This is a genomic window from Micromonospora sp. NPDC006431 (genome assembly GCF_042870725.1).
Lineage (GTDB): Bacteria > Actinomycetota > Actinomycetes > Mycobacteriales > Micromonosporaceae > Micromonospora.
On the sequence record NZ_JBIAHQ010000051.1, the window covers coordinates 1 to 18,149 of the forward strand.

The 18,149-nt window shown below is 67.6% G+C and carries 16 protein-coding genes and 1 pseudogene; 12 read left to right on the forward strand and 5 right to left on the reverse strand.

Translation table 11 applies throughout. From position 1 onward, the window contains the following. Positions 1 to 124: 124 nt before the first annotated feature. Positions 125 to 1,273, forward strand: a complete 1,149-nt coding sequence (locus ACFYM6_RS35330) for a hypothetical protein (RefSeq protein WP_387281822.1) — start codon at positions 125 to 127, stop codon at positions 1,271 to 1,273. A 700-nt stretch (positions 1,274 to 1,973) separates the two neighbouring features. Continuing rightward, the gene (locus ACFYM6_RS35335; protein WP_387281823.1) at positions 1,974 to 3,065 is read left to right on the forward strand and encodes an IS630 family transposase; all 1,092 of its coding nucleotides are present in this window, start codon (positions 1,974 to 1,976) and stop codon (positions 3,063 to 3,065) included. A gap of 61 nt (positions 3,066 to 3,126) precedes the next feature. Here the strand turns inward: ACFYM6_RS35335 and ACFYM6_RS35340 are convergent, their stop codons facing one another. Both ACFYM6_RS35340 and ACFYM6_RS35345 read right to left on the reverse strand, forming a co-directional pair. Beyond that, positions 3,127 to 3,915, reverse strand: coding sequence for a phosphotransferase family protein (locus tag ACFYM6_RS35340; RefSeq protein ID WP_387281824.1), 789 nt, complete (start codon positions 3,913 to 3,915; stop codon positions 3,127 to 3,129). Between the two features lie 15 nt (positions 3,916 to 3,930). After that, positions 3,931 to 4,419, reverse strand: coding sequence for a hypothetical protein (locus tag ACFYM6_RS35345; protein ID WP_387281825.1), 489 nt, complete (start codon positions 4,417 to 4,419; stop codon positions 3,931 to 3,933). Between the two features lie 292 nt (positions 4,420 to 4,711). Between ACFYM6_RS35345 and ACFYM6_RS35350 the strand changes: the two genes are divergently transcribed. Further along, complete coding sequence (locus ACFYM6_RS35350; protein WP_387281826.1) at positions 4,712 to 6,097, forward strand: helix-turn-helix domain-containing protein; 1,386 nt, start codon at positions 4,712 to 4,714, stop codon at positions 6,095 to 6,097. On the opposite strand, the gene ACFYM6_RS35355 is transcribed toward ACFYM6_RS35350, so the two are convergent. Continuing rightward, positions 6,077 to 7,879: a S9 family peptidase gene (locus tag ACFYM6_RS35355; protein ID WP_387281827.1), complete on the reverse strand. Its 1,803-nt coding sequence runs from the start codon at positions 7,877 to 7,879 to the stop codon at positions 6,077 to 6,079. The genes ACFYM6_RS35350 and ACFYM6_RS35355 overlap by 21 nt on opposite strands. 388 nt (positions 7,880 to 8,267) lie before the next feature. Between ACFYM6_RS35355 and ACFYM6_RS35360 the strand changes: the two genes are divergently transcribed. The 8 genes and pseudogenes from ACFYM6_RS35360 to ACFYM6_RS35395 form a co-directional block, all read left to right on the forward strand. After that, the gene (locus tag ACFYM6_RS35360; protein ID WP_387281828.1) at positions 8,268 to 9,674 is read left to right on the forward strand and encodes an APC family permease; all 1,407 of its coding nucleotides are present in this window, start codon (positions 8,268 to 8,270) and stop codon (positions 9,672 to 9,674) included. Further along, on the forward strand, positions 9,671 to 10,684 hold the full coding sequence (locus ACFYM6_RS35365) for an acetamidase/formamidase family protein (RefSeq protein WP_387281829.1): 1,014 nt from the start codon (positions 9,671 to 9,673) through the stop codon (positions 10,682 to 10,684). Before ACFYM6_RS35360 ends, ACFYM6_RS35365 begins: the two co-directional genes overlap by 4 nt. Positions 10,685 to 10,694: 10 nt before the next feature. Beyond that, positions 10,695 to 11,369 (forward strand): GPP34 family phosphoprotein, encoded by a 675-nt coding sequence (locus tag ACFYM6_RS35370; protein ID WP_387281830.1) that lies wholly within the window; start codon positions 10,695 to 10,697, stop codon positions 11,367 to 11,369. A gap of 34 nt (positions 11,370 to 11,403) precedes the next feature. Further along, entirely contained in the window at positions 11,404 to 12,045 is a 642-nt protein-coding gene (locus ACFYM6_RS35375) for a GNAT family N-acetyltransferase (RefSeq protein ID WP_387281831.1), read from the forward strand. Positions 12,046 to 12,385: 340 nt separating this feature from the next. Continuing rightward, on the forward strand, positions 12,386 to 13,243 hold the full coding sequence (locus ACFYM6_RS35380) for a hypothetical protein (RefSeq protein WP_387281832.1): 858 nt from the start codon (positions 12,386 to 12,388) through the stop codon (positions 13,241 to 13,243). Between the two features lie 309 nt (positions 13,244 to 13,552). Further along, on the forward strand, positions 13,553 to 14,761 hold the full coding sequence (fxlM, locus tag ACFYM6_RS35385) for a methyltransferase, FxLD system (protein WP_387281833.1): 1,209 nt from the start codon (positions 13,553 to 13,555) through the stop codon (positions 14,759 to 14,761). 126 nt (positions 14,762 to 14,887) lie between these two features. Next, positions 14,888 to 15,796: an IS5 family transposase gene (locus tag ACFYM6_RS35390; RefSeq protein ID WP_387281834.1), complete on the forward strand. Its 909-nt coding sequence runs from the start codon at positions 14,888 to 14,890 to the stop codon at positions 15,794 to 15,796. Between the two features lie 207 nt (positions 15,797 to 16,003). Beyond that, positions 16,004 to 16,543, forward strand: a pseudogene (locus tag ACFYM6_RS35395) (transposase family protein); the annotation flags it as partial. 48 nt (positions 16,544 to 16,591) lie between these two features. On the opposite strand, the gene ACFYM6_RS35400 reads toward ACFYM6_RS35395, so the two are convergent. Next, a complete protein-coding gene (locus ACFYM6_RS35400) occupies positions 16,592 to 16,933 on the reverse strand; it encodes a hypothetical protein (RefSeq protein WP_187691571.1) in 342 nt (113 codons plus the stop codon). A gap of 51 nt (positions 16,934 to 16,984) precedes the next feature. Between ACFYM6_RS35400 and ACFYM6_RS35405 the strand changes: the two genes are divergently transcribed. Continuing rightward, on the forward strand, positions 16,985 to 17,119 hold the full coding sequence (locus ACFYM6_RS35405; RefSeq protein ID WP_275896027.1) for a hypothetical protein: 135 nt from the start codon (positions 16,985 to 16,987) through the stop codon (positions 17,117 to 17,119). Between the two features lie 6 nt (positions 17,120 to 17,125). Here ACFYM6_RS35405 and ACFYM6_RS35410 read toward each other — a convergent pair whose 3' ends face one another. After that, positions 17,126 to 17,908: a transposase family protein gene (locus ACFYM6_RS35410; RefSeq protein WP_387281835.1), complete on the reverse strand. Its 783-nt coding sequence runs from the start codon at positions 17,906 to 17,908 to the stop codon at positions 17,126 to 17,128. Between the last annotated feature and the right edge of the window lie 241 nt (positions 17,909 to 18,149).

An 18,149-nucleotide genomic window follows, 5' to 3' on the forward strand; every position in this document is an offset into this window, starting at 1 on the left:
GAGTGACAAACCTTGATACCGGAACCCCGCTTCTCACTCCCCGATCAACACGCCCCTTGACCAGCCACGCCCACGCCTAACTGAACGGCGTTGGGTACCCGTCCCGGTCAGCGAGCTCGACACCGTGCACCGCACCTGCGACTTCTGCGGCGACCCGTACCCGACGTGGACACTCGTCGGCGGAGAAGTCGCCGCCGTCGCCATCGGTACGGCCGGGGGACTGGTGCAGAACTTCGGTCACGCATGGGCGGCGTGCGCAACGTGCCAGACCTACATCGACGATGGCAGGAACGACAAGGTCGTCGACCGAGCGGTGCAGGTCCTCGGCTTCGGTAACCATCCGGAGGCGCGAGAGCGCATCGAGCAACTGCACCTGGCGTTCCTGAACGCCCGGGACCCGGGACGAACGCTCATCACAACAACCGCCTGGCCTGCCACCGCCATTACCGCGCGAGAGCTGCCGAAGGTACGCGACCGGCTCGCCCGCTTCTACCACGGCGCCGACAACCTTCCCACCGCGCTCGTGGACACCGACGCACGTCAACAGATCGCCGCCGGCCTGAACCGATCACGCTTGTTCTGGATCGACAGCGACTTCACCGACTTGGCCGAGTACGCCGCACAGAGGCTCCCCGACGTCACCATCAGCCGCGACCTCATGCCATCGACGGACGGGCTGCTCGTGTGGTCACGGCCGGTGACAGGTCGGCAGATCGCCGCCGCGTCCTGGACCGCCACCAGCGACGGCTGGCACCTGGTCAACTACCGCACCATCGGTGGGGGACTGGACGGCAAACCACTCCAGCGACTCCGCGAGCAGGTAGGTTGGCTCGGCCCAATGAGCACGGTCCAGGTTCACGAGCAGCACCTGCTGCCCGGCGACCATCCAGCGGCAGCCCTGCTCGCGACATGGCTGCTGGTCGCACAGCAGGCCGCCGAAGTTACGACAGCCGAAGTCGACAAAGCCCTGCGCAAAACCTACGCCCGCACCAACCGGCCCGCGCCCGAGGTACGGGTCGTCCGCATCCGCGCCGACCGCGGCGCCACGCCGCCCAGTACCCGACCGGCGTCCGGAGACCCAGGCCGCTCCCAAACCAGCCGGTTCTGGGTGTCCGGCCACTGGCGCAACCAGCCATACGGACCCGGCAGAGCGCATCGCCGCCCCGTCTACATCAACCCATTCCTCAGAGGCCCCGACGACGCCCCGATCAAACTCAGCACCACCGTGCGCATGCTCAGCAGCCGCAAACCGAATCCAGAGACCCATGAGTAGGCGTCAGTGATCAAGTGTTGGCAGGGACACCTGTCCCTGCCAACACGACATCGGGGGTCCGATCATGTACAGCGACCTCGGCATCCGACCCGTAGCCGACCGCTGCCGTCCATGCCGCGGAACGGGTGTCATTGACGGTCGGGAGGCGGTGGGGCCGTCGCGGTGCATGGGACGGCCGAAGCTTGCGGCTCGCCATGCTCGGTTTCGTACTGGCACTCACTGCACGGCTCCGGCGGGATGTGCTCGCGCCAGTCATGCCCACACTCGGGGCAGTCGCCATGCCATCCTGGCCGTCGCCGGATCCTCATCCAGACACATTGTGATCACCTGGCCGGAATCCACGGTTTAGGAATCGTTGCTCTATTCCCTGAGCTACGAGGGCGCGAGCGCTCAGTCTCGCGACCCGGGGCGGCAGGGAGTGGCCCCCCCGTCAACCTGCGCTGTCCCCCCGGCTGGTCTGCGTCATGACCACACCTGGTAGCAACGTCTGCATGGCACGGAGACGGGGTGGAGCGCCACCAGAGGATCACGGCGCAGCCGGCATGCTCAACAGGGGGATGCCGGGCGTTGATTGATGGAACTGACTCACCGCCGACGGGTGGAAGCGTGATCAGCCCAACGGCGGCAGGCGGTCGTGTTCGCTGGCCAGCTAGTGTTCTGCGCCGGAAATCCGCCTCATAAGTGGGTGTAGGGTGGTGGGATGCCGAGGACCGGGCGTCCCACCCCGCCGCTGGTGTTGTCCGACGAGGAACGCGCGACGTTGGTGCGCTGGTCACGGCGGGCGAAGTCGGCGCAGGTCCTTGCGATGCGCGCGAAGATCATTCTGGCGTGCGCGGACGGTGCGTCGAACACAGATGTGGCAACGGCTTTGGGTGTGCACCTGTCCACCGTGGGCAAATGGCGGCGGCGGTTCGTGCGCGAACGCCTCGATGGGCTGATCGACGAGCAGCGGCCGGGCCGGCCCCCGTCGATCAGCCTGGACCAGGTCGAACAGGTGGTGGTCGCCACCCTGGAGCAGGCACCCCGCAACGCCACCCACTGGTCCCGCAAGTCGATGGCCGAGCGGTCAGGGCTGTCGAAGTCAACAATCGGCCGGATCTGGCGGGACTTCGGGCTCAAACCGCACCGAGCGGACACGTTCAAGCTGTCCACCGATCCGCAGTTCATCGAGAAGGTCGTCGACGTCGTCGGCCTCTACCACAACCCACCCGAACGGGCCGTCGTGCTGTGCGTGGACGAGAAATCCCAGATCCAGGCCCTGGACCGCTCACAGCCCGTGCTGCCGATGATGCCCGGCATGCCCGAGCGGCGCACCCACGACTACGCCCGCAACGGCATCACCAGCCTGTTCGCCGCGTTCAACATCGCCGACGGCACCGTGATCAGCGAACTGCACCGCCAGCACCGCGCCACCGAGTTCAAAAAGTTCCTGACCACCATCGACAAGACCGTGCCAGCCGAACTGGACGTGCACCTGATCTGCGACAACTACGGAACGCACAAGACCCCGGCCATCCGCGCCTGGCTCGCCCGGCACCCGCGGTTTCACATGCACTTCACCCCGACCGGATCCTCATGGATCAACCAGGTCGAACGCTGGTTCGGCTACCTCACCGAACAGAAGATCCGCCGCGGCGCCCACAAGAGCGTCCAAAGCCTCGAGGCCGACATCCGGACGTGGATTGCCGACTGGAACAGCAATCCACGCCCGTTCGTCTGGACCAAGACCGCCGAAGAGATCCTCGACTCACTCGCCCGATTTTGTAGGCGAATTTCCGGCGCAGAACACTAGTGGGGCCGCGCACCCATCCTCGCGGCAACCCGCTGATTCCCGGCCGGAGGGTTCGAGCACCCTAGCGGCGGCGGTGACCGTCGCCCCGGTGGGTCGCCCATTCGCCGGTCCACATCGCGAGGTCGTGTACCCAGCCCTCGGTGCTCTGCCTGGACTTGGCCGACCACTTCGATGCGTTCCTTGACGCGAAGTCGTCCAAGACCTCACGGTCGGTCACGGCCCATGCGGGGAACTGCGCCAGCCACTGTTCTGCCTGTTCGGCGCTGTGGCCGCTGCCGATCAGCCACTGGACGAGCAACGCGAGTTCGACCCATGGGGCCCCCTTGGTTGCCCACGCCCAGTCGACGATCCGTAGGCCCTGCATGGTCACGATCAGGTTGGCCGGGTTGAGGTCGGAGTGGATGAGTGTCTCGCCGTCCATCGCCGGGTGCGCGAACCCGAGCCGGGCTGCCGGGGTGAACCACGGCTCGCCCGGCGCGGGAGTCCCCTGAAGGGCCTTCAGCGTGACAGCGAGCAGATCGAGATCCGCACTGCCGGGAGACAGGTCGGGGTGGGGACCGGCAAGATGCTCGGTCCCCACCACTAGCCAGCCATCGGACTCGAAGTGCCACAGGACTGCGGGCGGGTGCCCGTCGACGGCCCGGGTTGCCGCCATCTCGTAGCGCAGTGACCGAACGCTTAACTCTCCCCAGGCCGCCTTGACGAAGACCGGTCCGGCTGGCCCGGTGACCGTCGAGGCGATCTCCGCATGGTTGCCACTCGAAGCCGGGGTTACGTCGAAGGCTCCGCCGATCCGTTCGGCGATCCCTGTCGTGACACTCTCAGGCAGAGCGGTCCAGTCGCTACGCATCGGTTCTCTCTTCTGCTACTTGCCCGGCTGAGGCGGGTTCGGCGGGCAGCAGGACTCGGCCTCACCGCCCCAGAATTCCATGTCGACCCGGTAGCCGGTGCCGTGCAACGCCGCGAGCGTGTAGGTGATGGCGGTGCCGTCCTGCATGGCCTCGGTCAGGATCGGTCGGTGGTGTACGTAGTGGCCGGCGATCTCTTTGCAGGCGGCGGTGTAGGGCTCACTGATCTGGAGGGCGGCGTGCCATACGGCGTCGACCGGCCGGGTCGGCACGACTCGGTAGGACTCGCCGGTCGGCAGAAGCATCCCGAAGTCCGGCTTGTCCAACCGGTCGGCGTACGCCTTCAGGAAGACGAGGAATTGCCCGACCGCACGCTCGGCGTAGGTCTGGGTCACCTCCTGCCTGGCAGCGAAGTAGCGGGCGATCTTGTCGAACACCTCGGCTGAAACGAGGGTGCGGGGGTCTGCGGCGGCTGTCGTGACCGATCTGTCTGCGGTGATACTCAAGACTCCTCCTTCAGCCTGTGGCTCAGCGAGCTCCAGGGTTGTCATGAACCGGGGCGGATCGACGAGTGGCCTGCGCCCCGCTGTTCACACACTCACCCTTTCGGTCGCTCATGTGAACGCCGAGCATGCGGACGAAGCGGCTGTCCGCATGCGGGGTGTCCTAGGTGTTCGTCCTGCAGCCACGCGATTTCGTCGTTCTTGCTTGCGCCGGGCTGAACACTGAGTGACCCTAAGTGCCCCGATGTCCACGCTGCTCAATGCCGCTAGGCGAGCAGCCTGAAAAGGCGGTGTCATGGCTCAGACCCCGCGAGCGCTACAGCCGTCCCTATCCGAGCGGCACTTCTTTGGTGCCGAGCTCCGTCGGCTGCGGGAGCGCGCCAACCTCTCGCAGGCGCGATTGGGCGCCATGATTCGGTACAGCGCCGACCTGGTGCGTCGGGTCGAGACAGCGGACCGATTTCCCTCCCGAGAGTTCGTCGAGGCCTGCGACACGGCGTTGGCGGCCGGAGGCGCCTTGACGCGCCTGCTGCCGCTTCTCGATAAGAAGCAGGCCAGCGCGGGCAAACTGACGTCTCCGCCGAACGGCGCCATCGGCGTCAGCAGCCTGCTGCCGGCCCACTCGGTGGAGATATCAGGGCTGGCCGACCTGGTCGTCAGAGTTCCGTTCCAGCCAGGCGTCCTCGATCGCGCTGCCCTGGACTGGCTGAACGCTTCGGCCGAACCCGGCCTGTCCATGGACGGACGACCGGGCTCGTCCGATCAGGTTTGCGAAGAGGATCTTTTCTCCGCTGAAAACGCTCTGGCGATGTTCCGGCAGTTGGACCATACCCATGGTGCCGGGCGAGTCCATGCCCAAGTACAGCGGTACGTCGAAGGGGAACTGAATCGGCTGCTGGCAAACCCCCCGGCCTCGGAGGCGATTGGTCGGCGCCTCTACACCCTGGCGGCGGGGTTCTTCGAACTGTGCGGTTACCAGGCAGTCGACACCGGCGCCCACGGTGTCGCGCAGCGTCGCTACCTACGCGCTCTACGGCTGACGCAGGCCGCCGACGACCGCCTCTACGGCAGCTACCTGCTCGCTGTGAACATCGGGCACCTCGCGCTGCACTGCGGTCACCCCGAGCCGGCGCTGCGGATGGCGCTCACGGCGGTGCGAGGAAGTGAGACTCAGGCGACGCCAGCCGTGGGAGCCGCGCTGCACGCCGTGGTGGCGCGGACGCAGGCCCGCCTTGGGCGCGAAGGCGATTGTCTGACCCACCTCGATATTGCAGAGAGGCAACTGGCTCGCAGCAAGCCCGAGGAGGAGCCGTCGTGGATCCGGTATTTCACTCCGGCATATCTTGCCGACGAGATTGCCCACTGCTTCCACGACCTGGGCTTACCGCAGCAAACCCAACGGCACCTGGGCGACGCTCTCACCGCGCTGAGCCCCACACACGTCCGGCGACTCGCGATCGACACCGCGCTCCTGGCTTCATCGCTGGCTGCTGCCGGCCGAATCGACGAGGCGTGCGCCACCGCCCGGGCGGCGGTGGATCATGCCGCGCAGACGACATCGCACCGCTGCTTGCAGCGCATCGTCGAGGTACAAGCCGACCTTGAGCCCTACCGATGCGAACCGGAGGTTCGCGAGTTCGGCGATTACGTGCGCCAGCAGCTACCACTCGCGGCCGTGTGAATACCCTCGACCAGTCGTCGCGGCCGCCATCACCGAGCGGTAATGAGCCAATTCCGCCTCGAGCGCCGCACCCGCCCGACTGGACGTCGCTACGTAGTGACCGACATCGCTAAGTAGCAGCAACTCGTGCGTCGTATCGAGAGCCTGCAACTGGTCGGCGAGTTCTCGCACATCCTCGGCCACGGCCACCTCATCCGCGGTGCCATGAATGAATAGCACAGGCCGCTGAACAGTGGCAGCACAGACCCGGCCGGCGCCACCCCGCAGCCGCATCGCGTGCGCCCGCTGGAACCGAGGCACAGTCTCCGCCCATCTGTCCGGATCCACGATTGCAGATACAGCGGTGGCGGCAGCGAACGGACCATCCCTCGCCACCGCTTGTAGCGCCGTGTATCCGCCAGCACTGGCGCCCCGGATGAAGACCTGCCCCGGCGTCGCCCGCCCCGTCGCCAGCAGGTGGTCCGCCACCGCCGCGCAGTCATCAACGTCGTCCAGACCCCACCGGCCGTACAGCGATTCTCGGAAGGTCCGGCCATAACCAGTGCTGCCCAGATAGTCGACGTCCACCACGGCGAACCCGTGACTGGTGAAAAACTGCGCCTGCCAGTCCAGACGCAGCAGGCAAGAGGCAGTGGGCCCAGGATGAGCCCGAATGATCACGGGTGAACGCCAGTCTGCCATCGAGCCCGTCGGCGGATACACCAGGGCCAGCACCTCACGTCCGCCCGATACGCGGACCCGCAATTCCCTCGGCGTGGACACCTGAGCCCCGGAGATCTCGGCGTGCTCGGACGTGGCAAGGACCTCCACCTGCGGATCGCCACCTGCCAGATGCACCAGCGCGACCTGCGGGGCCGCGGTCGGTGACGACCCGATCAACCCCACCGTCGTCCCCTGCGCGGCCAGGTAGGGCTTGATCGACGTGTAGGGATGGTCGACTGCGCGGATGGCGCCATCAGGGTCGATAACGATGAGGCGTTGCCGCGGCCCCTCCTGCACCACCACGGCGATCCGGCCGTCGGCAAGGAAGTCGTACGACGCGTAACCCAACTCCCACGGCTCCGCGGCACACTCACCCGCGATCGGTGCTACCGCCTCGACCGTGTAGCCGTCCCACCGATAGAGGTTCCACCAACCGCTGCGGTCCGACATGAAGTACAACGCCCCGTCGGGCCCCCACCGCGGCTCCACCGCCGACTCATCCGGACCACCGGCGATCTTCCTCGGGTTCCCGATGCGACCACCAGACGCATACGAGGCCACCCACACTTCACAGGCGTCCCAGGGCATGTCGCGCTCGCCCCAAGCAGTCCACGCCAACACCCCGGGACCCGGCCGAGGTGCGCCAAGGAATCCGCGAGATGCGGTAAGGGCCCGCAGCTGCGGAGCACCTGTCAGCGACACCGAGACGAGTTCGTCTCCTTGCTCCGACTCACGCACCGCTAACAATTCGCCGTCGCCGACCGTCAGGTCTCCGAAGAGCCCTTTGTCGATTAACTCGAGCGGATCGCCGTGGCGACGGATCCGGTAAAGGCCACCGCTGCCGACGCACCAGAGGATTCCCTCGGCGACTGCGAAAGATCCACCACCGTACGCGTGAACCCTGCTGGTGACATCAAAACCGTCGGGACTGATGTCATGCCTACCCTCGCCGGGCCGCCACCTCGTCACGGTTGCGCGCCCGCCAGCTTCGGGCCGAGCCTCCAACCAATACAGGGCGCCATCACCGGCACGAAGCTGGTCATAGCTCACAGAGGCGCGGACAGCATCCTCCACCGACACAGCGGCGAAGCTTCCGTCAACCTCATGGGATCCTCCCGAGCAACTCTGGCCGTAGCCCAAGGGGCACGCTCCTCGTCAAGCAGCCCGAGGCACCGGATACCGCGCCGGGAACGTTTCGTTTCTCCGGGCCGGCGCGAGTACTCCTCGGACACGGCCGACTCTACGCCCGAAGCCTCCTGCCGCTGCTGCTGGCCGTCCTACCTCAGACCGTCGATCGGCCGGCCACGCCGTCAGCGACAAAGCCGATGCGGACAACAGCCTTTGTCCGCATTTCCGGTATCGACCAGGCCGTCAGTTCGAGCCAATCTTCGGATCGTAAGGCCATTCAGGGGCGGCGCAGCAATAGATGTGTCTGCGGCGAAAAGCGCGAGCCCATTGGGAGGGTGCGATGCAAATGCAAGACGACTTGGCCCGCTACGGTTACCGACAGGAACTGGCCCGGCAGTTGCGGTTCCGGGACCTGATCGCCTACGGGCTGGTGTACATGGTGCCGATCGCGCCGATGGCGATCTTCGGCAGCGTGTACGCCGGCTCCGGCGGGATGGTCGCCCTGGCATACGCGATCGGCGTCGTGGCGCTGGTGTTCACCGCGTTCTCGTACGCGCAGATGGTTCGAGCGTTTCCCATGTCTGGCAGCGTCTACAACTACGCCGGCCGCGGCATCAGCCCGTCGGTCGGCTTCCTCGCCGGCTGGGTGATCCTCCTCGACTATGTCCTCGTGCCGGGGCTGTTGTATTTGGTGGCGTCGGTGGCGATGCACGCGACCGTGCCTGCGGTGCCGGTGTGGGCGTGGCTGCTCGGGTTTGTCGCGGTCAACACCGTCGTCAACTCGGTCGGGATCCGCATGACCGCGGTGGTCACCCGGGTCATGCTGGTCGGCGAGCTGATCGTCCTAGCAATCTTCATCGCCGCCGCTGGCTGGGCCCTCAGCTCGGGGAAGGGCCGGTTCAGTTGGGAGGCTTTCTACAACCCGGACACGTTCACCTGGTCCCTGGTCGCGGGCGCGGTGTCGATCGCCGTGCTTAGCTTTCTGGGCTTCGACGGCATCTCGATGTTGGCTGAGGAGGCCAAAGGTGGGGCTCGGCAGATCGGCCGAGCTATGGCCGCGGTCCTGGTGCTGGCGGGGTTGTTGTTCGTCGCGCAGACGTGGCTGGCCGCGATGCTCGTCCCCAACCCCGGGGCGCTGCTGACCGAAGGTGACCCGAACGGCATCGCCTTCTACGACGCCGCCCAGATGGCCGGCGGGGGCTGGCTGGCGACCCTGTGTGCGGTGGCCACCGCGATCGCGTGGGGGTTGCCGAACTCGATGGTCGCCCAGGTCGCCACATCCCGGCTGCTGTACGCGATGGCGCGGGACCGGCAGCTGCCCGCCTTCCTGGCGAAGGTGTCGATCCGCCGCAGCGTGCCGATCAACGCCACCCTGCTCACCGGCGCCGTGTCCCTCGCCCTCGGCCTGTACATGGCAACCCGCTCGGACGGGATCACCCTGTTGTCGTCGTTGATCAACTTCGGGGCGATGGTCGCCTTCCTGGTCCTGCACGTCTCCGTGGTCGTACATCACCTCATCCGCAGGCGTAGCGGGAACTGGTGGGCGCATCTGGTGATGCCCGTGGTCGGGTTCGTGATCCTCGCCTACGTGGTGGTGAACGCGAACATCGCCGCCCAGCGCCTCGGCCTGGCCTGGCTCGCCCTCGGCGTGATCGTGCTCGCCGGCCTGTACCTGTCGGGACGCCGCCCGGTGCTCTCTGGCTTGGCACCCGCGCAGCCGCAGCAGCGTGACGTGGAGCGGGTGTGACCGCCATGGAGAAGATCACCTACCGTCCCGCGCGGGACGAACTGGCCTACACCTTTGGCGGGAGGATGCCGGTCGCGCACCTGCGGTCCGGGGATGTGCTTGAGGTGTTCACGGAGGACTGCTTCGGCGGCCTCGTACGGGGGCCGGGGGACCTGCCGTCGCAGGTGTGCCGCATGCCCTACCTCAACCCTGTGTCAGGGCCGTTCTTCGTCGAGGACGCCGAGCCCGGCGACACCCTCGCCGTCCACCTCGCCTCGATCACCCCGGCCCGGGACTGGGGTGTGTCCTCGACGTTCCCGCACTTCGGCGCGCTCACCTCGACCTCCCACACCGCCAGCCTCCAGCCACCGCTTGAGGAGCGGGTGTGGGTGTACGACATCGACCGGCAGGCTGGGACCGTGCGGTTCCAGGCCACCGAAACCGACCACATCGTCGACCTGCCGCTGGAGGCGATGATCGGCACGATCGGCGTCGCCCCCGGCGGCTTCGAAGCCCGCTCCACCATCGTCCCCGACCGCCACGGCGGGAACCTCGACATACCGCAACTCCGGACCGGCACCACCCTCTACCTGGGGGTGAACATGCACGGGGCGATGCTCGCCCTCGGCGACGGCCACGCCCGCCAAGGCGAAGGCGAAGCCTGCGGCGTCGGCGTCGAGATCGCCACCACCACAACCCTCGCCATCGAGGTCATCAAGGGCGTGCCGACCATGTGGCCACGTCTGGAAACCGACACGTCGATCATGTCGATCGGGTGCGCCCGCCCACTCGAGGACGCCTACCGCATCGCGCAGCACGACATGGTCGGCTGGGTGCAGGCCCTGACCGGGCTGGAGACGCTCGACGCGTACCAGCTTGTCTCCCAGGCCGGGCGGGCGCCGATCGGCAACGTGTGCGACCCGAACTACACGGTCCTCGCCGCGGTCGACAAGGCGCTACTGCCATCGCCGGAGCCCGCCTACGGCGGGGTGCACAGCCGGCTGCGGCAGCTCGTCCCAGGGCTGGGTTAGGGGCGGCGCCATGACCGTTCCTCGACTGCCGCTGCGGGATGAGCTGTTCCTGCTCGGCCACAACGACGACACCGGCCAGCCGCACATCCACCGGCAAGCATTGGCGCTCGGGCTCGCCGGCGCCGTCCTGATCGACATCTTCCTCGCCGGACGGATCGCCATCGACCCAAACGACGACCGCCCAGCCGGCGAACGGTGGCTGCGCCTGCACACCGACCAACCGGTCGGCGACCTGATCGCCGACACCGCAATCGCCGCCATCCGCTGCCGGCGCACCGCCCCGCCGGTGAAGGCGTTTCTGCGTGACTTCGCCGACGACCTGTACGAGCGCACCCGCGCAGGTCTCGTCGCCGCCGGGATCCTCCGCCACAGCACACGCCGACGCCTCGGCGGCCTCGCCCGCACCGATATCTACACGGCGACTGACAGCAAGTGGGCGATCATCGCCCGGGCCCACCTGCGGTACCTCGCGCAAGGCCGCGAGCAACCCGACAACCACACCGCCGCCCTCGCCGGCCTGGTCGCCACCCTCGGCCTGACCAGCCACCTCTACCTCGACGGCGACACGGCCACCCTCACAGAACGGCTGAAGGCAATCGCCGCGCAGCACCATCGGTCGGTGCGGGACATCACCGCCGCCGTCGACGCCGCGGTCGGCGACCTCGCCACCGCCACCTACCGATAACCCAACCCGAGGTACCCATCCGATGGAGACTGCCGTGCGTATCCGCGCCGCCCGCTGGACAGACAAGGACCTGGTCGCCGCGCTGATCGCCGACGCCCTGCACTCCAGCCCGCTCGCCGCGTGGCTGGTGCCCGACCCGCAACAGCGGCACCAGGTGCTGACCGACGTGGTTGGGATCTGGGTGGAGCACGCGATGTTCTTCGGCGACATCCACCTCACCGACGATCTCACCGCCGCCACCGTCGGCTTCCACCGCTACCGGCCCATCCCACCACCGGCCAACTACCGTATCCGCCTCACCGACGCCGCCGGGAGCCACGCCGACCGGTTCGACCTGCTGGACAGCCTGCTGTCCACGAAACAGCCCACCGAACCGCACTACCACCTCGCGTTCCTCGCCGTGCGTCCTGATGCTCAGAAGGCCGGTTACGGCACAGCGCTGCTTACCCATCACCGCAGCCGACTCGACAGCATTGGCCTACCGTCCTGGGCTGCCGTCCTTGCAGAAAGGGAGCACCTGTTCGCGCGCTACGGCTACACACCGCGACCACCGATCACCCTGCCCAACGGCCCGACCTTGCGTCCGGTACGTCGCAACGCTCACCGCAGCAGCAGCGGCCTACCGATCAACACCAGCCGCCCGGTCGACAACCGCTGGCAGGGCTTTCATGCGTAGCCCCACCGCCCTCGTCACCAAACGGACCAAGCCGGTGACACCAACGGCGGCTGACCACACTCGTCCCCAACCGATACCGCGGATCATGGCCTTCCCTCGTAGATACCCTCCGGAACTCATCGACGCCGTCGTCCAGCGTGTCGCGGATGCCCGCGCTATCAGGGCATACGGCGCCGTCACCACGGTCGCCCGCCAAATGGGCCTCGACCCACGCCTGGTCCAAAAATGGGTAACCAAAGCCACCGCCCCAGTCCCACTCCAGCCGAGCAGGCCGGCCGCCGACTCGCGAGATATCTACCTGCCGTCGGGACTGCTGCACTGCAGGTTCTGCCACCAACCGATGGCCTACGCGCAACTGCACGACTCTGGACAGGGCTACCAGTGCCAGCAGGACTGCCGGCCGCGGCCGGTCGACGCCGCAGCCATCGCCCACACGGTGGGTCAGACCATCCTGCGACATGCGGCTCGGGTCATCCCCTCGACCACGGCGCCGACACCCCCGCAGCTGGCCGCCGCCCACGCCCACCGGGTCCTCGCCCGCATCACCGTCGGCGCCACTCCCGGCGATATCGCCCTCACCTGGCGAGCCACCCCTGTTACCGGACCCGGCCGGTTCGAGGCCGAACGTGGACAGCGGATCGCCGCTGCCCGCAATCTGGCCCACACCGAGCCGCTGCGCGCCCGGCAGCTCCTGCACGACAGCCTCACCGGCGTCGACCCCGCCACCGCGTCCGCCGACCCCCTACACGCCGAAGCCGCCAACCTTCTGGCCGAACTGCAACTCCGCCTCGGCCACCCCGCCGACGCCATCGCCTGGGCCACCTACGCCCACCACAGCACGATCCACCTCCACGGGCCCGGCCACCCGCGGAGCGTTCACGCCCTCCACCTCCAGGCCGTCGTGCATCGGCACGCCGGACACCACCAACGCGCCTACCACCTCTATCGGCAACTCGGCGAACACTTCGCCGCTACCGCCGGGCCGCACGCCCATCGAACCCTCGCCACCCACGCCACCACCGCTCTCGTCCTACACGCCCTCGGCCACTGCCAGGCGGCGCGCGCCCTGCTCGCCGACACCATCGCCACCCACCGGCGCGAACACCCCGGCCATCCCGCCACCGCTCGCATGACACAACACCTGACACACATATGGCAGGACTGCGCCGCCAAGGGGCACAAGCACCAAGACGCCTGACTACCCGCCCCGCCAATTCCAGGAGATCCCGACCGTGTCCGCACACGCAAGCAAGACCGTTGCCCTCAGCGTCACGGCATCGTCACCATCTCCTGGCCCATGACCAGCTGAGCTTCGCTCTCAACCCTGCTCGCCGGACCAGGTGACAACAGCCCGCTATCCCACCCGGAAGGAGAGTGATGTCGGCGCCGCCGCACAACGCGGGACTCCATTGCGCCGAGCGAATACCGCATCAATTCAAACCAACACGACGCCCCATGGGCGAAGTAGGGCTTGTACAGCCGACGGATTCCCACCACAAGGACTGCGATGACATTGCGAGTTGACGACGCTGCCAGCCTTCGTCAGGCGATGGTGGCCACACTGCGTGACGAGGGTCTGATCACCACCGACAGCGTGGCCGCGGCCATGCACACTGTGCCCCGCCATGACTTCGCGCCCGGCGAGCCGCTGGAAAAGGTGTATCAGACGAACACCACCTTGGTTCCCAAGATCGACGCTAGTGGGCGTCAGACCAGCGTGGTCTCGGCCTCGCACATTCAGGCCATCCAGCTCGAACAGGCCGACGTACGGCCGGGCATGAACGTGCTGGAGATCGGATCAGGTGGCTACAACGCCGCCCTGATCGCGGAGATCGTCGGGCCGACCGGCTCGGTCACAACCGTGGACATCGATGCCGACATCGTGGACCGCGCCCGCGCCGGCCTGCGCCGAGCCGCGTACGAGCAGGTCAACGTCGTGCTCGCCGACGCCGAGCACGGCGTGGCACAGCACGCGCCGTATGACCGGATCATGGTCACGGTGGGGGCGTGGGACATCCCGCCCGCCTGGCTCGAACAGCTCACCCCGGACGGCCGGATCGTCGTTCCGCTGCGCTTCGCCGGGATCACCCGGCTCATCGCCTTCGACCGCACCCCCGGCATGTCGGTGCTGAAGGCCCGCAACTACCGGCTCGGCTCGTTCGTGCCGATGCAGGGCGACGGCGCGGCCAGCGAGCAGCTGATCCCGGTCACCCCCGACGTCGGGCTGCGCCTCGATCAGAACAGCGCTCTGACGTTCGACGTGCCGGCGCTGCGCAAGGCGCTCAACACCAAGCCCGTGGAGAGCTGGTCGGGCACGCCGTTCGACATGCCGGACGAGCTTGAGCTGTACCTGTTGACCAGCGGGTCGGAGCTGCCGATGCTGCACGCCGCGCAGGCCGCGGTCGATCAGGGCGTGGTCAACCGCACGGTATGCAACGGCACCCCGACGCTGGTGCGCGGCGGCAGCTTCGCCTATCGCATCAAGCGGGAGAATCCGCAGACCGTCAGCGGCTACGAGACCGGTGTCATCGCCCACGGGCCGGAAGCCGAGCAGGTCGCCGGCGAGCTGCTCGCCATAATCCGCACCTGGGCGGGCCGCTACTACCGGCGCAGCGCGGCCCACATCACCTACCACCCGAACACCGCCGACACCAGCGACCTGACCGGGTGGCACACCACCAAGCGACACGGCGTCCTCGCCGTCGCCTGGCCCTAGCTAGCCCGTGTTTCGTAAGGGCCTGCGGTCGGTGAGGCAGGCCCGGCGTGGCGGTGATCGATAAAGGTTGAGGTCTCCGGAAGATCGGTTAGCGACCAAGCGAACCGGAGACCGACCGGAGACCTCGTGCCCAGGGTAGCGGCAGCGAGGCGGCACGACCTCACCGACGCTCAGTGGGCAGGGCTGCAGCCTGTCCTGCCTACGGAGTCGGGCCGGGGACGTCCGCCGCGGTGGACGAAACGGCAGATCATCGACGGGATCCGGTGGCGGGTCCGGACCGGAACGCCGTGGCGGGACGTGCCGGAGGTGTATGCGCCGTGGCAGACCTTGTATCGCTGGTTCCGGCGCTGGCAGCGGGACGGTACGTGGGCGAAGGTCCTGGCCGGGTTACAGGCCGCGGCGGACGCTGCCGGGAAGATCGACTGGACGGTGAGCGTCGACTCCACGATCAGCCGCGCCCACCAGCACGCTGCGGGCGCCCGCCGGGAGGGCCACCGGCAGAAGGAGCCGCCGGGTGGCGTTGTCACCGAGCCTGACGATCATGGGCTGGGCCGATCGCGGGGCGGGTTCACCACCAAGACGCACCTGGCCTGCGAGCAGGGCCGCAAGACCCTCGCCGTGGTGATCACCGGCGGACAGCGCGGCGACAGCCCCCAGTTCACCACCATCCTCGATCGGATCAAGGTGTACCGGGTCGGCGGCGGCCGGCCCCGCACCCGCCCCGACCTGGTCCTGGCCGACAAGGCCTACACCAGCCGCGGCAACCGCGGATACGCCCGCCGCCGAAAGATCCGGGTCTGCATCCCGAGCAAGGCCGACCAGGACGCCCACCGCAAAGCCAAAGGATCCAAAGGCGGCCGCCCGCCCGCCTTCAACTCCGTCGACTACCGGCTACGGCACGCCGTCGAGTGCGGCATCAACCAGCTCAAGCAGAACCGTGCCATGGCCACCCGCTACGAGAAACTCGCCGTCCGCTTCGAAGCCACCGTCACTATCGCGGTCATCAACCAGTGGCTCCGCGCCTTAACGCGCTAGAAGACTTCGGCGCTCACCCCAGCGACGACGGTGGGGGGAGTGCCGAGGAACTTCCTTCGCGGCTTGGATGAGTGAGCCTTTTCCAACCTGATCTTGCAGGTCGGTGGGGGCCGGTGATCGTTGGGGTGAGGCTCCAGACAGGGCAACAAATCGACCAAACCCGATGCCACGACCGGGAGCCTCGCCACGCTGTCTTACCCGTCCACGATGTCGCTGTTTAGCCGGACCCTGAACCACCTTGCCAACCGCATCCGCGGCTGCCGCCAGCAGCTGAAATCCCGGTGAAGGCGACTGACTCCGGGCCACCAGGCACTCTTCGCCCTGGCCCTCCTGCGCAACGCCGACACGTACTCCCGCCTCGCCGCCGGTTTCGAGGTCGGGACCGCGACCGCCTGGCGCTACGTGCAGGAGGGCGGTCATGCTGCTCAGCGCGGGCCGCCGACGACCTGGACACCCGGATGCGGCGCATCCGGCGCCTCGCCCATGCGATCCTGGACGGCACGCTGATCCCGATCGACCGCGTCGCGGACCAGAGGCCTTACTACTCCGGGAAGCACAGACGTCACGGTGGGAACGTGCAGGTCATCGCGGACGCGGTTGGGCGCCTTGCCTGGGCGTCGGCCGCGCTGCCGGCGCCGTCCACGACCTGACCGCAGCCCGCACCCACCGATCATCGACACGCTAACCAGCGCGAACGTCATGACCTCGGCCGACAAGGGCTATCAGGGCGCCGGTGGCGCCGTCAGGAAGAGCCCACGGAGCGCCGCCCGTGGGTGCTCGCCGGCGTAGAGGGCCCTATAGAGCGATGAGTTGCGAGCCGATGCCGAGACTCCCGAGGTCGTCCATCAATCGCCAGTACACGTCAGACTCGTAGAAGCCCTCAGCGTCACTGTTTCCCTCGGCGGGATCGATCTTGTACAACTCGGGGACATCATAGGCGATGGTGTATCCCGCCTCAGAGTTGTTCCACTCGACGCGGACAACCATGTCCGCAGTGCCGATGTCGTAGTTGTCGTTCCCGTGGTTCTTGACGATGTATTCGAACTGATACGTGAAGGTGTAGCTGTCGTCTTTCTTGAGCGACCGCAGATAGTCCTGCTCGTTTACGAAGCCATGGTTATCGGACTCACTCCACATGGCAGCAGCATACGACCACCCAGGCCCGGCGAGGCCTGCGGGCACTGGTCGGTGGAGGCCAACGGCACGGTGATCGAGCAGGCGCAGATCCTGACGACCTATAACCTGGCCGCCCTCGTTCATGCGGTCGGCGTCGCTTCCACGGGCGGCTGGCCCGAACGGTGCGACGCACGGTCGCGACAGTGAGCAATCTCATCCTGCGTGACGCTTGGCTTCGACGCGGTGAAGGACGAGGGTGGCCTGCACGATCGCGGTGGCGCGGCGGGGGCAGCAGCGCAGTTTGGTCAGGATCTTCCAGCCCTTGAGGGTGGCGTTGGCGCGTTCGCCGATGGCGCGGATCCGGGCGTGGGCACGGTTCACGGCCTTCTGCCCTCGTGACAGCCGCTGCCGGTATCGGTGGCGTTTGAACGGTGTCCGGATGCTGCCGCCCGCGCCTTGGTACGCCTTGTCGGCGAAGGTCATCACGTTGTCCCTACTCAGCGCTTGGATCAGGTCGTGCGTGCGGGCAGCGGTCAGGTCGTGGACGGAGCCGGGGAGCGCGGGCGAGGCCCAGACGAGCCGACCGGCCGGGTCGGCGATGACCTGCACGTTCATGCCATGACGGCGGTGTTTGCCGGAGTAGTAGGGCTTCTGGTCCGCGACGCGGTCGATCGGGATGAGGGTGCCGTCGAGGACGACATAGGCCAGGCGGCGGATCCTGCGCATGGCGGCGGACAGGTCGTCGGCGGCTGCGGCGAGGAGGTCGACGGCCTCGCGGACGTACCGCCAGGCGGTCGCCACGCCGATCTCGAACCCGCCGGCCAGCCGGGTGTAGGTGTCACCGTTGCGCAGGTGGGCCAGGGCGAGCAGCGCCTGACGGCCGGGCCCGAGCCGTCGCCAGCGGGATCGGTGCTGGTGACGGTGCCTGCGGATGAGGCCGGCGAGGTGGTTCAGGGTCCGGGTGGACAGCGGAATCGCGGCAGGGTAAGACAGCATGGCGAGGCTCCCGTTACGGCTTGGGCGACTGCTGCCTTACCAGGAGCCTCGTCCTTTGTAGACACCGGACCTCACCCGCCACCCGTGACCTGCACCATCACGATGAAAATGGCTCAGTGTGTAGTCGAGGTCGCGGGGTGGCTCCCCTAGCCTGGGTGATTCATGGTGATCGCCGGGATGTGCTGTTCGTCGGCGTGTAGATGAGCGGAAGTGCCTGCCCTGCAAGGGAAACTTGTGATTG